The organism is Cupriavidus necator (assembly GCF_016127575.1).
GTDB classification, from domain to species: Bacteria; Pseudomonadota; Gammaproteobacteria; order Burkholderiales; family Burkholderiaceae; genus Cupriavidus; species Cupriavidus necator_D.
On record NZ_CP066018.1, the window covers coordinates 2,990,092 to 3,004,346 of the forward strand.

Consider the following 14,255-nt stretch of genomic DNA (forward strand, 5'->3'; position numbering starts at 1 on the left):
ACAAGAAACGCCGGCAGCCGCGGCCGCTGTTGCCGATCAAGGTGCTGCTCCCGTCGCAAAAGAGTCCCGTGTCCGCGCCGACGCTGGCGCCCCCGCGGCCGATCCCGTGGTGTCGATCGACAGCCTCGACATGGAGGCCCGCGGCGTTGGCCGCCTGCTGAATGAGGACGGCACGCCCGGCAAGGTGATCTTCGTCGAAGGCGCGCTGCCCGGCGAGACCGTCAGCTACCGCAGCTTTCGCCGCAAGCCCAGCTACGAGCAGGCCCACCTGGTCGAGGTCCGGCAGGAATCGGTGATGCGCGTGAAGCCCGGCTGCCAGCATTTCGGGGTCTGCGGCGGGTGCTCGATGCAGCATCTCGATTCGCGTGCCCAGCTGGCGATCAAGCAGCGCGTGCTGGAAGACAACCTGTGGCACCTGTCCAAGGTGAAGCCCGACGTGGTGTTCCGTCCCATCGCCGGGCCGGACTGGGGCTATCGCTACCGCGCGCGGCTGACTGTGCGCCATGTGGCCAAGAAGGGTGGGGTGCTGGTCGGCTTCCATGAGCGCAAGAGCAGCTATGTGGCCGACATGACCCGTTGCGAGATCCTGCCGCCGCACGTGTCGGCCATGCTGGTGCCGCTGCGCGAGCTGGTCGGCGGCCTGTCGATCCGCGACCGCATGCCGCAGATCGAGCTGGCCGTGGGGCAGGAAGTCACCGCGCTGGTGCTGCGCATCCTGGAGCCGCTGACCGATGCCGACAAGGACCTGCTGCGCGCCTTCGCCGACCAGCACAAGGTGCAGTTCTGGCTGCAGCCCAAGGGCCCGGATACGGTCTACCCGTTCTACCCGGCCGATGCCGAGCTGGCCTATACGCTGCCGGAATTCGGCATCCGCATGCCGTTCAAGCCGACCGATTTCACCCAGGTGAATCACCAGATCAACCGCGTGCTGATCGGCCGCGCGCTGCGCTTGCTGGACGCGCAGCCGCAGGACCGCCTGCTCGACCTGTTCTGCGGCATCGGCAACTTCACGCTGCCGCTGGCCACGCAGGGCAAGTCGGTGATGGGCATCGAAGGCAGCGAGGCGCTGACCACGCGTGCGCTGGCCAACGCCGAATACAACGGGCTGGCGGCCAGGACCGAGTTTGCATGCCGCAACCTGTTCGAGGTCACGGCCGAGGACATTGCCGCGCTGGGCCGCTTTGACCGCTGGCTGGTCGATCCGCCGCGCGAAGGTGCGCTGGCCGTGTGCAAGGCGCTGGGCGAACTGGCGCAGCAGGGCAGCAACGTGCTGCCGCAGCGCATCGTCTACGTCTCGTGCAGCCCAGCCACGCTGGCGCGCGACGCCGGCCTGCTGGTGCACGGGGCGGGCTACCGGCTCGCCGGCGCGGGCGTGGTCAACATGTTCCCGCACACCTCGCACGTGGAGTCGATCGCGGTGTTCGAGCGCGGCTGATCGCGCAAGTCGCACCAAAGAAAAACCGGCCATCAGGCCGGTTTTTTCATGCTGCAGGGGAGGTTGCCGTCACTCGCGGCTGCCGCCGAAGATGCCCAGCAGCGCCAGCAGGTTGACGAAGACATTGTACACGTCCAGGTAGATTGCCAGCGTGGCGGTGATGTAGTTGGTCTCGCCGCCGTTTACCACGCGCTGCACATCGAACAGGATGTACGCCGAGAAGATACCGATGGCGATCACCGACACCGTGATCATCAGCGAGGGCAGCTGCAGCCAGATATTGGCGACGCTGGCCAGGATCAGCAGGATCACGCCGACGAACAGGAACTTGCCCAGGCCGGAGAAATCACGCTTGCTGACCGTGGCGATGGTCGCCATTGCGCCGAATACCGCCGCCGTGCCGCCAAAGGCATACATGATCAGCGCCGGCCCGTTGGAGAACTGCAGCGTCACGCCGATCAGCCGCGACAGCATTAGCCCCATGAAGAACGTGAAGGCCAGCAGCAGGACCACGCCCATGCTGCTGTTCTTGGTCTTCTCGATACCGTAGAAGAACCCGAACGCAATGCCCAGGAACAGGATCAGCGACAGGAACGGGTTGCCCGCCATGAAGCTGAAGCCGGTGGCCACGCCGATCCACGCGCCGAGCACGGTGGGGATCATCGAGAGGGCCAGCAGCCAGTAAGTGTTGCGCAAGACCCGGTTGCGAACGACGACGTCAGTGACGGTCGACGCACTGTTGCCGAAACCGTAGGTGTTCAGCTTGTTATCCATGGTGACTCCTGTCTCAAAACGGTGAGGCGCCGGGCTGCGAGGCTTCGGATGCGAAGATTCGTATGGAACCCGGACGGAACCATCGTCAATGTGGCACCTGGGAGGCTAAATTGCAAGGGCGAGGTAACTCATGAGTCACCTATTGCATGCTTTGCGCCGTTCGGTGCCGCTCACATTGGATGTTAGCCGGGGCGGCGTGTTCCTGGCATGACAAGGTTGTAATGTGCTCATTGGCGCACTTTGCGACCGGTTGTGCGGCAAGGGCGGCCCGACACACGCCAGAGCAGGGAAGACCCTCGAAAGGGTCATAGTCTTCGTGCTAGAATCGCACGTTTAATCCATTTGTAACCCCTTCATTTTTCGGAGTTTTTCATGGCGATCGAACGCACCCTGTCGATTATCAAGCCGGATGCCGTGGCCAAGAATGTCATTGGCCAGATCTACGCCCGTTTCGAGGCCGCCGGCCTGAAGATCGTTGCTGCCAAGATGGTGCACCTGTCGCGCGGCGAAGCCGAGCAGTTCTACGCTGTCCACAAGGAGCGTCCGTTCTTCAAGGACCTGGTGGATTTCATGGTTTCCGGCCCGGTCATGATCCAGGCCCTGGAAGGCGAGAACGCCATCGCCAAGAACCGTGACCTGATGGGCGCCACCGACCCTAAGAAGGCCGAGAAGGGCACCATCCGCGCCGATTTTGCCGACAGCATCGACGCCAACGCCGTGCACGGCTCGGACGCCGCTGAAACGGCTGCCGTGGAAGTGTCGTTCTTCTTCCCGGGCATGAACGTCTACAGCCGCTGATTGTCCGGCGCTGCTGCCAGGACTAGACTGACACCGAAGCTGAGTTTGCCGCCATGAACGCTCTCGTCAACCTGCTCGACCTCGACGCGGACGCGCTCACCGCTTATTGCGGCGAGCTCGGCGAGAAGCCGTTCCGTGCGCGGCAACTGCAACGCTGGATCCACCACTACGGTGCCAGCCGCTTCGACGCCATGTCGGATCTCGCCAAGTCGCTGCGCGAAAAGCTCGCGACGCGGGCCGAGATCCGCGCGCCTGCCGCCATTACCGACCACCTGTCGGCCGACGGCACGCGCAAGTGGCTGCTCGACGTGGGCCAGGGCAACGCGGTGGAAACGGTCTACATCCCCGAGGAAACGCGCGGCACGCTGTGCGTTTCCTCGCAGGCAGGGTGCGCCGTCAACTGCCGCTTCTGTTCCACCGGCAAGCAAGGCTTCTCGCGCAACCTCAGCACCGGTGAAATCATCGGCCAGCTGTGGATGGCGGAGTTCGCCATGCGCGAACAACTGGGCCGCGGCCCCAAGGACGACCGCGTTATCTCCAACGTGGTGATGATGGGCATGGGCGAGCCGCTGCTGAACTACGATGCTGTCGTGCCGGCCATGCGCCTGATGCTCGACGACAACGCCTACGGCCTGTCGCGCCGCCGCGTGACGCTGTCCACCTCCGGCGTGGTGCCGATGATGGACCGGCTGTCCAAGGATCTCCCGGTGGCTCTCGCCGTGTCGCTGCACGCGTCCAATGACGCCTTGCGCGACGTGCTGGTGCCGCTGAACAAGAAGTACCCGCTGGCCGAACTGATGGCGGCATGCCGCCGCTACCTGGAATTCGCGCCGCGCGATTTCATTACTTTCGAATACTGCATGCTGGACGGCGTCAACGACGGCGTCGAGCATGCGCGGGAACTGCTGAAGCTTGTGGCCGACGTGCCGTGCAAGTTCAACCTGATCCCGTTCAATCCCTTCCCCGAATCGGGCCTGAAGCGCTCCAACAACGATCAGATCCGGCGCTTTGCGCAGGTGCTGATGGACGCAGGGATCGTGACCACCATCCGCAAGACCCGCGGCGACGATATCGACGCCGCCTGCGGCCAGCTTGCCGGTGAGGTGAAGGACCGCACGCGCCTGGTCGAGCGCGGCAAGTTCGGCAAGATCACGCCACTGGTGCCGGTCGCTGCTTCCGGCCAGCCTCGGGAGGTTCGCCCTGCATGATCCGTCTGATCGCTGCGGCCCTGCTGGGGCTGCTGATGTTGTCCGGCTGCCAGCTGCCGCATGCGCCGGCGCAGGATCCCCAGACCGCTTCCGACCAGACCGATGCAAGGCGCCGTGCCGGCATCCGGCTGCAGCTCGCCACCAACTATCTGGAGGCCGGCCAGAACGCGGTCGCCCTTGACGAGATCAAGCAGGCCATTGCCATCGATCCGGCGCTTGCCGATGCCTACCATGTGCGCGCGCTGATCTACATGAACATGAATGAGCGCACGCTGGCCGACGACAGCTTCCGCACGGCGGTGTCGATGCGTGCCAACGACGGCGACCTGCTCAACAACTACGGCTGGTTCCTGTGCCAGGAAGGGCGCTACGGCGAGGCCGTGCCGATGCTGCAGCGCGCGATGGCGGCGCCGTCAGCAGGCGGCCCCGCCAAGCCGCTGATCAGCCTGGGCGCGTGCGAACTGCGCCAGGGCCACAGCGCCGAAGCGGAAAAGAACCTGAAGGCCGCGCTCGGCTACGACCGCAACAACCCGGTGGCCAACACCAACCTCGCGCTGGTCTTCTACCGGCGCGGCGACTTCGCGCAGGCCCGGCAATATATCCAGCGCGTCAACAACAGCCAATATGTCAATGCGCAATCCCTCTGGCTGGGAGCGCGCATTGCCCACCGTCAGGGCGACAGCCGCACGCAGGATGCGCTTGGGGCGCAACTGCGCAGCCGCTTCCCCGACTCGCGTGAGTTGACCGCCTACGAACAAGGAGCATGGGATGAGTGAGCACGACCGCGCCGCAGGCCAGGCCGTACCGACGCAACAAGTCGGCGGGGGCGCGCACGAAGGAGAACGCGAAGCTGCCGCACGCGAGATCGGCGCAGCGCTGGCGCGCGAGCGCGAGGCGCAGCGCATGTCGGTGGAAGACGTCAGCGCGCGCCTGAAGGTGGCTGCAGGCAAGCTGCGCGCGATCGAGGCCGGCAACCTGCAGGCACTGCCCGACGTGACCTTCGCCAAGGGCGTGATGCGTGCCTATGCGCGCATGCTGCACGTCGACATCGACCCGCTGCTGGCACGCTTCCAGCCGCGCCCGGTGGCGCAGGTGGCGGAAATTGCCCGGCAGCGCGAAGGTGGCATCAATGCGGCCTTCGACGACCGCAACCGCTTCCGCTCGGGCGGCAACGGCGGCCGCTGGGTCTGGCTGGCGCTGGTGGCCGTGCTGGTGGCCGCGGGCGGCTGGTTCGGGCTTGACCATATCCGCGCATGGATCGATGCGCGCAGCAGCGCTGCCGAGACCGTAACGGCTGAAGCGCCTGCCGTGATCCAGAGCACGGAAGCCGGCACCGTGACGGCGGTGCTGCCGCCGGTCATGGCCGCCAGCGATTCGCCGGCGCCGTCTGCCGAAACCGCTCCGGCCAGTGCCGCCGCGGCCCCCGTGGCCGCGCTGGCGCCCGCAGCCGCTTCCGCGCCTGCAGCTGCCGCGGCACCGGCTGCGCCAGCAGGAGAGGGCGAACTGCAGATCCGTTTTGCCGCCGATACCTGGTATGAGATCCGGGACAATAGCGGCAAGATCGTCATGGGCGGTACCGCCAAGGCTGGCCAGACCGTGGCCGGTGGCGGCACGGCCCCATACAAGGTGGTGATCGGCAACGTCAAGGGCGTCGAGTCGCTGACGCGCAATGGCACGCCGGTCGACCTGAAGGCAGCCAACCGCAACAACGTGGCGCGCCTGACGCTGCCCTGACGCGGGCGCGAGGTGCGTCTTTGCAAGGTGGTAACGCTATGAACCAACAGCTCTGTCTCCCGGTCCTGCCCGGTCCGCTGCCGCGCCGCCAGACGCGCCAGGCGCGCGTTGCGTGGGGCGACAATGTGGTGACCATTGGCGGCGGTGCGCCGGTGCGCGTGCAGTCGATGACCAACACGGATACGGTCGACGCCATCGGCACGGCCATCCAGGTCAAGGAACTGGCGCGTGCGGGCTCGGAGATCGTGCGCATCACGGTGAACACGCCCGAGGCCGCCGCCGCGGTGCCGTCGATCCGCGAGCAGCTCGACCGCATGGGCGTGGACGTGCCGCTGGTGGGCGACTTCCACTACAACGGCCACAAGCTGCTGCAGGACTATCCGGCCTGTGCCGAGGCGCTGTCCAAGTACCGGATCAACCCCGGCAATGTCGGCCAGGGCGCCAAGCGCGACACGCAGTTCGCGCAGATGATCGAGATGGCGTGCCGCTACCACAAGCCGGTGCGCATCGGCGTGAACTGGGGCAGCCTGGACCAGGACCTGCTGGCACGGATCATGGACGAGAACGCCGGGCGCGCCGAGCCGTGGCCGGCGCAGAGCGTGATGATCGAGGCGCTGATCACCTCGGCCATCGACTCGGCCAAGAAGGCCGAGGAAATCGGCCTGCCGGGCGACCAGATCATCCTGTCGTGCAAGGTGTCGCAGGTGCAGGAACTGGTCGCGGTGTACCGCGAGCTGGCACGCCGCTGCGACTACGCGCTGCACCTCGGGCTGACCGAGGCCGGGATGGGCAGCAAGGGCATCGTGGCGTCGACCGCGGCGCTGTCGGTGCTGCTGCAGGAAGGCATCGGCGACACCATCCGCATCTCGCTGACGCCTGAACCCGGCGCGCCGCGCGAGAAAGAGGTGTACGTGGGGCAGGAGATCCTGCAGACCATGGGCATGCGCAACTTCACCCCGATGGTGATTGCGTGCCCGGGCTGTGGCCGCACCACCAGCACCGTTTTCCAGGAGCTGGCGGCAAGCATCCAGGCCTATCTGCGCGAGCAGATGCCGCAATGGAAGACCGCCTACCCGGGCGTCGAGGAAATGGATGTGGCCGTGATGGGCTGCATCGTCAATGGCCCGGGCGAGAGCAAGCACGCCAACATCGGCATCTCGCTGCCGGGCTCGGGTGAATCGCCGGCGGCGCCGGTGTTCGTCGACGGCGTCAAGGTGAAGACGCTGCGCGGCGAGCGCATTGCAGAAGAATTCCAGGCGATCGTAGATGAATACGTTCGCACACATTACGGCCCGGGCGCTGCGCGGGCCGACAAAGAAGTGGCAGCCTGAGCCGGACCGGCCGGGTGCCAGCAGCCTGACAAGAACAGAATGACGCAATCCGAGAACGTTGCCGCCGCAGGCGGTGCCAAGACCGAACCGAAGGTGCGCCCCGCCAAGGCCCTGCAGGGCGTGAAGGGCATGAACGACATGCTGCCGGCGGACGCGCCGCTGTGGGAGCATTTCGAGAATGCCGCACGCGCCATGCTGCGTGCCTACGGCTACCAGCAGATCCGCACGCCGATCGTCGAGCATACGCAGCTGTTCGTGCGCGGCATCGGCGAGGTCACTGACATCGTCGAGAAGGAGATGTACTCCTTCACCGATTCGCTCAACGGCGAGCAGCTGACGCTGCGCCCCGAAGGCACCGCCGCGGCCGTGCGCGCCACCATCGAGCACAATCTGCTGTACGACGGCCCCAAGCGCCTGTGGTACACCGGCCCGATGTTCCGCCACGAGCGTCCGCAGCGCGGCCGCTACCGCCAGTTCCACCAGCTCGGCGCCGAGGCGCTGGGCTTTGCCGGCCCGGACGTGGATGCCGAAATCATCCTGATGTGCCAGCGCCTGTGGGACGACCTGGGCCTGGTTGGCGTGCGCCTGGAGCTCAATTCGCTGGGGCAGGCCCATGAACGCGCCGCGCACCGCGAACAGCTGATCAAGTACCTGGAAGGCTTCCAGGACATCCTGGACGACGACAGCAAGCGCCGCCTGTACACCAATCCGCTGCGCGTGCTGGACACCAAGAACCCGGCGCTGCAGGAGATGGCGGCGAACGCGCCCAAGCTGATCGATTTCCTGGGCGAGGAGTCGCTGGCGCACTTCGAGGGCGTGCAGCGCCTGCTCAAGGCCAACAACATCCCGTTCAAGATCAATCCGCGCCTGGTGCGTGGCCTGGACTACTACAACCTGACGGTGTTCGAGTGGATCACCGACAAGCTGGGTGCGCAGGGCACCATCGCCGGCGGCGGGCGCTATGACCCGCTGATCGCGCAGATGGGCGGCAAGCCGGCGCCGGCCTGCGGCTGGGCCATGGGCATCGAGCGCATCATCGAGCTGATCCGCGAAGAGGGCGTGGTGCCCGACGCGGCGGGCTGCGACGTCTACCTGGTGCACCAGGGCGAAGCCGCCGCGCAGCAGGCGATGATCGCCGCGGAACGGCTGCGCGACGCAGGCCTGGACGTGGTGCTGCACGCCAGCCCCGACGGCAAGGGCGGCAGCTTCAAGTCGCAGATGAAGCGCGCCGACACAAGCGGCGCGGCCTATGCCGTTATCATTGGCGACGACGAAGTGGCTGCCGGCGTGGTCCAGGTCAAGGAACTTCGCCAGCGCGAGCAGGCCGAAGGCGGTGGACAACAGGCCACCGTGCCGGCCGAGGGACTGGTCGATTACCTGATCGACGCCATGGTCGGCGCCAGCGAATAAATCGCGCACCGGCCACCCGGAAAACCCAGTACACGAGTACCTAACCCAACGCAGGTGATTGCCTCGACATGGCTTACGATCTAGAAGAACAGGAACAGCTTGAGAATCTGAAGGCCTGGTGGCGCCAGTACGGCAATGCGCTGACCTGGGTGCTGATCGTCGCGCTGCTGGCGTTCGCCGGCTGGAACGGCTGGAAGTACTGGGAACGCAAGCAGGCCGGCGAGGCCGCGGTGCTGTACGAGCAGGTGCTCAAGGCCGCCGAGGCGCGCGACATCGAGCGCATCAAGCGCGCCGCGACCGACCTGGAAGACAAGTACGGCCGCACCGCCTATGGCCAGATGAGCGCGCTGGTCGCGGGCCGCGTGCTGTACGATGCGGGCGACCTCGCCGCGGCCAAGAGCCAGCTGCAATGGGCCATCGACCATGGCGACCAGGAGTATTCGCACCTGGCGCGCGTGCGCCTGGCCGGCGTGCTGCTCGACGAGAAGGCCTACGACAAGGGCCTGGCGCTGCTCAAGGATGAACCGCCGGCAGCGTTCGTGGCGCTGTATGCCGACCGCCGCGGCGACCTGCTCGCCGCGCAGGACAAGCGCGACGATGCGCGCACGGCCTATCGCAAGGCGCTGGACAAGCTGGGCCAGGAAGAGCCGGCGATGCGCCAGATCATCCAGTTCAAGCTTGATGCGCTGGGCACGGCCTGATCCGGCCGCGCCCGAACGCATGCAAACACCGCATATCCAGCGGATCGTATAAACAGGACCGTAACCCTATGACGTCAGTGCTTTCCCGTGCCGTACATCGCCAGCCCGCCCGCGCCATGACCCGTGCGCTGGTGGCGGTTGCCTGCCTGGCCACACTGGGCGGCTGCTCGCTGTTCAGCAAGGAAAACAAGCACCCGCCCGCCGAGCTCAAGCCGGTCTCGGGCACGCTGTCGGTGCGCCAGGCCTGGAAGGCCGACGTGGGCAAGAGCGGCCCCTATTCGATGCAGCCGGCCGCGGCGGGCAACAACGTCTACGTGTCGTCCAATAACGGCAACGTGATGGCGCTGGAAGGCGCCAGCGGGCGCGTGCTGTGGAAGTCCAAGGCCGACCTGGACCTGACCTCGGGTCCGGGCAGTGATGGCTCGGTGACGGCGGTCGCCGGCGAGAAGGGCGCCATCTATGCCTTTGACGCCAGCGGCAAGCAGATCTGGAAGAAGCAGGTCAACGGCGAGGTGCTGTCGGCGCCGCTGGTCGGCAATGGCCTGGTGGTGGTGCGCACCACCGACACGCGCGTATTCGGCCTGGACGCCGAGACCGGCGAGCGCCGCTGGATCTACCAGCGTTCGCAGACGCCGCTGAACCTGCGCGCGGCGATGGGGATGGTGTTTGCCGGCGACGGCATCGTGATGGGCTTCCCCGGCGGCAAGCTGGGCGTGCTGACGCCGGGCAACGGCGTGCTGCGCTGGGAGAGTGCGGTCTCGTACCCGAAGGGCGTGTCGGAGATCGAGCGCCTGAACGACGTCACCGGCCTGCCGATGGTGAGCGGGCGCCAGGTCTGCGCCACCACCTTCCAGGGCCGGGTGGCCTGCCTGGAACTGGCCAGCGGGCAGCCGCAGTGGGGCAAGGATTTCTCGTCGCCGAGCGGCCCGGCGCAGGATGACAATGCAATTTACGCCAGCGACGAGCAGTCGGTCGTGCATGCGTTCGACCGCCAGAACGGCAACGAGCGCTGGAAGAACAACGACCTGCGCAATCGCCGCCTGGGCGCGCCGCTGGCCCTGGGCCGCTCGGTGGTAATGGGCGACTTTGAAGGTTATGTACACTTCCTGTCGCGCGAAGACGGCCAGGTCATCGCACGCATGAAGACCGATGGCAGTGCCATCACCGCCGCGCCCGTGGTGGCGGGGCAGACCCTGGTAATCCAGACCCGCGACGGCGACGTCTACGGTTTCCAGCCTGGCTGACAGGAATCCAATGCGCGCTGCCGTACACCTGTCGGTACGGCCAGCGCCGAATCCGGTAGCATGATCCTTAGCGCGGCAATTGCAGCGGGTCCGTTGACCCGGCGCCGCGCCCGACAGGACAAGCGGCAGACCGCGCCCTAGGTGGCGCGGCGTGCCGTCGGATCCATTGACTCCGGAGTTACCGGGGGGCGGCGTGCCGGCCCCCGTTTCCGTTTATTGCATGAAACCAGTTATCGCACTTGTCGGCCGCCCCAATGTGGGCAAGTCGACGCTATTTAACCGCATGACCCGATCGCGCGACGCCCTTGTCGCCGACCTGCCGGGCCTGACGCGCGACCGCCATTACGGGGAAGGGCGCATCGGCGAACGTCCGTTCATCGCCATCGATACTGGCGGCTTCGAGCCGGTGGTCAAGGAAGGCATCGTCGCCGAGATGGCCAAGCAGACCAAGCAGGCCGTGGTCGAGGCTGACGTGGTGATCTTCATCGTCGACGGCCGCCTGGGCCTGGCGCCGCAGGACCGCGCCATCGCCGACTACCTGCGCAAGACCGGACGGCGCATCATGCTGGCGGTCAACAAGGCCGAGGGCATGAAGTACACCTCGGTGGCGGCCGACTTCTATGAGCTGGGCATGGGCGATCCGTACGCGATCTCCGCTGCCCACGGCGACGGCGTGAGCGAACTGGTCGACGAAGCCATCGAACTCGCGGTCCAGGAGCGCCCCGAGCTGGGCGAAGAGATTCCGGACGAAGGCAAGGGCGTCAAGATCGCCATCGTCGGGCGCCCCAATGTGGGGAAATCCACGCTGGTCAACACGCTGATCGGCGAAGAGCGCGTGATCGCGTTCGACATGCCCGGCACCACCCGGGATGCCATCTACGTGGAGTTCGAGCGCGGCGGCAAGCCCTACACGCTGATCGACACGGCAGGCTTGCGCCGGCGCGGCAAGGTGTTCGAGGCGATCGAGAAGTTCTCGGTGGTCAAGACGCTGCAGTCGATCGCCGATGCCAATGTGGTGATCCTGCTGCTCGATGCGCAACAGGATATTTCCGACCAGGACGCGCATATCGCCGGCTTTATCGTGGAATCGGGCCGCGCACTGGTGGTGGGCGTCAATAAATGGGATGGGCTGGACGGCCATACCCGCGACCGCATCAAGCATGACCTGGAACGCAAGCTGCAATTCCTTAGCTTCGCGAATTTCCATTTTGTCTCGGCACGCGAGCGTACCGGCATTGGCGCGCTGATGCGTTCGGTCGATGACGCGTTCGCCGCGGCCATGGTCAAGCTGCCGACGCCGCAGCTCACGCGTGTGCTGCAGGAAGCGGTGGAATTCCAGCAGCCCAAGCGGGTCGGCGCGTCGCGGCCCAAGCTGCGCTACGCGCACCAGGGCGGCTCGAATCCGCCCATTATCGTGATCCACGGCAATGCGCTCTCGGGCGTTGCGGAAACCTACCGGCGCTACCTGGAAAATCGTTTCCGTACGGCATTCAAGCTAAAGGGCACCCCTCTTCGCATCGAATTTCGTACGAACAAAAATCCGTACGCGGACTCGAAGGATTGAGTCCGGAATCGGATTCCTGGCGGGGCAAGTTTTCGTTTGCGTTCGTTTGGAACTGCGGCTAAATTTGCGGTAGCAGGGGTTCCCTGTGCATTGACGCCGACTTGGTACCGTTTTTGATCTTTTTTCTGGCGCGTTTTTGCGCCGCCTGACTTGAACCGGGGATTTCCATCCCCATCATTCACCACTAAACCTATAAATTTGGAGTGTGCCATGAGCAACAAAGGGCAACTGCTACAAGGCCCGTTCCTGAACGCGCTGCGCAAAGAGCACGTGCCGGTTTCCATCTACCTCGTCAATGGCATCAAGCTGCAAGGCAATATCGAATCGTTCGACCAGTATGTCGTCCTGCTGCGCAACACCGTGACGCAGATGGTCTACAAGCATGCGATTTCCACTGTCGTTCCTGCGCGCGCGGTCAATTTCCGCGTGGATGACGCCGCCGAGGCCTGATCTCCTTGCGGGCATCGTGCGGGCGCCCCGCGGCGCCGCACCGATGCCCGGCGCCGGTGCGCCATTGCGCCCGGTGCCGCGCGGCCTGGCGGTTGCCAATGCCGCCACCGCTGCCGCCACGTTCCGCATCATGCGGCGGCCTGTCCCGGCAGGGGCCGGGACAGTGTCCGACATCCGCCCGCCTTCCCCCTGAACCCGTTTTTCCCTGCGCTTTCGCGCCCGCCCTTGGACCCCAGAGCCACTTCAAATACCGCCCCTTCGCGCGCCATTCTGGTCGGCGTCGACTTCGGCAAGCATGATTTCCAGGAAAGCCTCAGCGAACTGGCGCTGCTGACCTCTACCGCTGGCTCTGTGCCGGTGCATACGTTGACGGGCCGCCGCTCGCGGCCGGATCCGGCGCTGTTCATCGGCTCGGGCAAGGCCGAGGAGCTGAAGGAGGCCGCCGACGCGCTGGATGCCGACGTGGTGGTGTTCAACCACGCCCTGAGCCCGGCACAGCAGCGCAACCTGGAGCGCTTCCTGAACCGCCACGTGATCGACCGCACCGGCCTGATCCTGGACATCTTCGGGCAGCGCGCGCAGAGCCACGTGGGCAAGGTGCAGGTGGAGCTGGCGCAGGTCCAGTACCGCGCGTCGCGGCTGGTCCGCGCGTGGAGCCACCTGGAGCGGCAGAAGGGCGGCATCGGCATGCGCGGCGGCCCCGGCGAGCGCCAGCTCGAGCTGGACCGGCGCATGCTGGACGAGCGCGCCAAGCGGCTCAAGTCCGATCTGTCGCGGCTGCAGCGCCAGCACAGCACGCAGCGGCGCGCGCGCGCGCGCAATGACACGCTCAGCATTTCGCTGGTGGGCTATACCAACGCGGGCAAGTCGACGCTGTTCAATGCGCTGACCAAGGCTGGCGCCTATGCGGCCGACCAGCTGTTCGCCACGCTCGACACCACCTCGCGCCGCCTGTTCCTGGACGGGCTGGGCAACGTGGTGCTGTCCGACACGGTCGGCTTTATCCGCGACCTGCCCACGCAACTGGTGGCGGCATTCCGCGCCACGCTGGACGAGACCGTGCATGCCGACCTGCTGCTGCATGTGGTGGATGCATCGAGCCCGGTGCGCCACGAGCAGATCGAGCAGGTCAACCGCGTGCTGGCGGAAATCAACGCGCTGGACATCCCGCAGATCGTGGTGATGAACAAGATCGATGCCGCGCCCGAGCTGCTGGAGCAGGGCCCGCGCCTGGAGCGCGACGAGGACGGCATCCCCACCCGCGTGTTCCTGAGCGCGCGCGAGGGCATGGGCCTGGATGCGCTGCGCGAGGCCGTGGTCGAGGTGGCGCAATGGCTGGCCAGCCGCCCGCCCGAGCCGCAACCCTATGACCCGCGCCTGGCCGACGTGCCCCAGTACGCCGATGCCGGCGATGATGGCAGTGCAGATGAGGGCGGCGTGGCTGACGGCAGCGACGACGCTGATGCGGGGGATTCGGACAGGCTGTAGCCTGTCAAGTTGCCGTCAGTTCGCCGCCAGTGCTCCGGCCGTTCTGCCCAATCCCGGTGCGATTGCTGCCGGGATTGCGCGAATTGGCCAAAAGTGGCTCGGATGACTGCTAGAATCC

Annotated in this window: 13 protein-coding genes; 12 read left to right on the forward strand and 1 reads right to left on the reverse strand. The window is 66.1% G+C overall.

Going from position 1 to position 14,255, the window contains the following annotated elements:
• The first annotated feature begins 130 nt into the window (after positions 1-130).
• Positions 131-1,435, forward strand: a complete 1,305-nt coding sequence (rlmD, locus tag I6H87_RS13990; protein ID WP_037024144.1) for a 23S rRNA (uracil(1939)-C(5))-methyltransferase RlmD — start codon at positions 131-133, stop codon at positions 1,433-1,435.
• Between the two features lie 69 nt (positions 1,436-1,504).
• On the opposite strand, the gene I6H87_RS13995 is transcribed toward rlmD, so the two are convergent.
• Complete coding sequence (locus I6H87_RS13995) at positions 1,505-2,209, reverse strand: Bax inhibitor-1/YccA family protein (RefSeq protein ID WP_010809421.1); 705 nt, start codon at positions 2,207-2,209, stop codon at positions 1,505-1,507.
• A 372-nt stretch (positions 2,210-2,581) separates the two neighbouring features.
• On the opposite strand from I6H87_RS13995, the gene ndk reads away from it, so the two are divergent.
• The 11 genes from ndk (at position 2,582) to hflX (ending at position 14,137) form a co-directional block, all read left to right on the forward strand.
• Positions 2,582-3,007 (forward strand): nucleoside-diphosphate kinase, encoded by a 426-nt coding sequence (ndk, locus tag I6H87_RS14000; protein ID WP_010809422.1) that lies wholly within the window; start codon positions 2,582-2,584, stop codon positions 3,005-3,007.
• A 53-nt stretch (positions 3,008-3,060) separates the two neighbouring features.
• Positions 3,061-4,215, forward strand: a complete 1,155-nt coding sequence (gene rlmN, locus I6H87_RS14005; protein ID WP_011615626.1) for a dual-specificity RNA methyltransferase RlmN — start codon at positions 3,061-3,063, stop codon at positions 4,213-4,215.
• Positions 4,212-4,991 (forward strand): type IV pilus biogenesis/stability protein PilW, encoded by a 780-nt coding sequence (gene pilW / locus I6H87_RS14010; RefSeq protein ID WP_010809424.1) that lies wholly within the window; start codon positions 4,212-4,214, stop codon positions 4,989-4,991. Before rlmN ends, pilW begins: the two co-directional genes overlap by 4 nt.
• A complete protein-coding gene (locus I6H87_RS14015) occupies positions 4,984-5,949 on the forward strand; it encodes a RodZ domain-containing protein (RefSeq protein ID WP_010809425.1) in 966 nt (321 codons plus the stop codon). Before pilW ends, I6H87_RS14015 begins: the two co-directional genes overlap by 8 nt.
• 38 nt (positions 5,950-5,987) lie before the next feature.
• Entirely contained in the window at positions 5,988-7,280 is a 1,293-nt protein-coding gene (ispG, locus tag I6H87_RS14020) for a flavodoxin-dependent (E)-4-hydroxy-3-methylbut-2-enyl-diphosphate synthase (protein ID WP_010809426.1), read from the forward strand.
• 39 nt (positions 7,281-7,319) lie between these two features.
• Entirely contained in the window at positions 7,320-8,690 is a 1,371-nt protein-coding gene (hisS, locus tag I6H87_RS14025) for a histidine--tRNA ligase (RefSeq protein ID WP_010809427.1), read from the forward strand.
• Between the two features lie 68 nt (positions 8,691-8,758).
• Positions 8,759-9,391: a tetratricopeptide repeat protein gene (locus tag I6H87_RS14030; RefSeq protein WP_010809428.1), complete on the forward strand. Its 633-nt coding sequence runs from the start codon at positions 8,759-8,761 to the stop codon at positions 9,389-9,391.
• A gap of 68 nt (positions 9,392-9,459) precedes the next feature.
• Complete coding sequence (gene bamB, locus I6H87_RS14035; protein WP_011615625.1) at positions 9,460-10,635, forward strand: outer membrane protein assembly factor BamB; 1,176 nt, start codon at positions 9,460-9,462, stop codon at positions 10,633-10,635.
• A 220-nt stretch (positions 10,636-10,855) separates the two neighbouring features.
• Positions 10,856-12,199 (forward strand): ribosome biogenesis GTPase Der, encoded by a 1,344-nt coding sequence (gene der, locus I6H87_RS14040; RefSeq protein ID WP_010809430.1) that lies wholly within the window; start codon positions 10,856-10,858, stop codon positions 12,197-12,199.
• 210 nt (positions 12,200-12,409) lie between these two features.
• Positions 12,410-12,649 carry an RNA chaperone Hfq gene (gene hfq / locus I6H87_RS14045; RefSeq protein WP_011615623.1) on the forward strand — a complete coding sequence of 80 codons (240 nt, stop codon included), beginning with the start codon at positions 12,410-12,412 and terminating at the stop codon, positions 12,647-12,649.
• Between the two features lie 225 nt (positions 12,650-12,874).
• On the forward strand, positions 12,875-14,137 hold the full coding sequence (hflX, locus tag I6H87_RS14050; RefSeq protein ID WP_010809432.1) for a GTPase HflX: 1,263 nt from the start codon (positions 12,875-12,877) through the stop codon (positions 14,135-14,137).
• Positions 14,138-14,255: the final 118 nt, after the last annotated feature.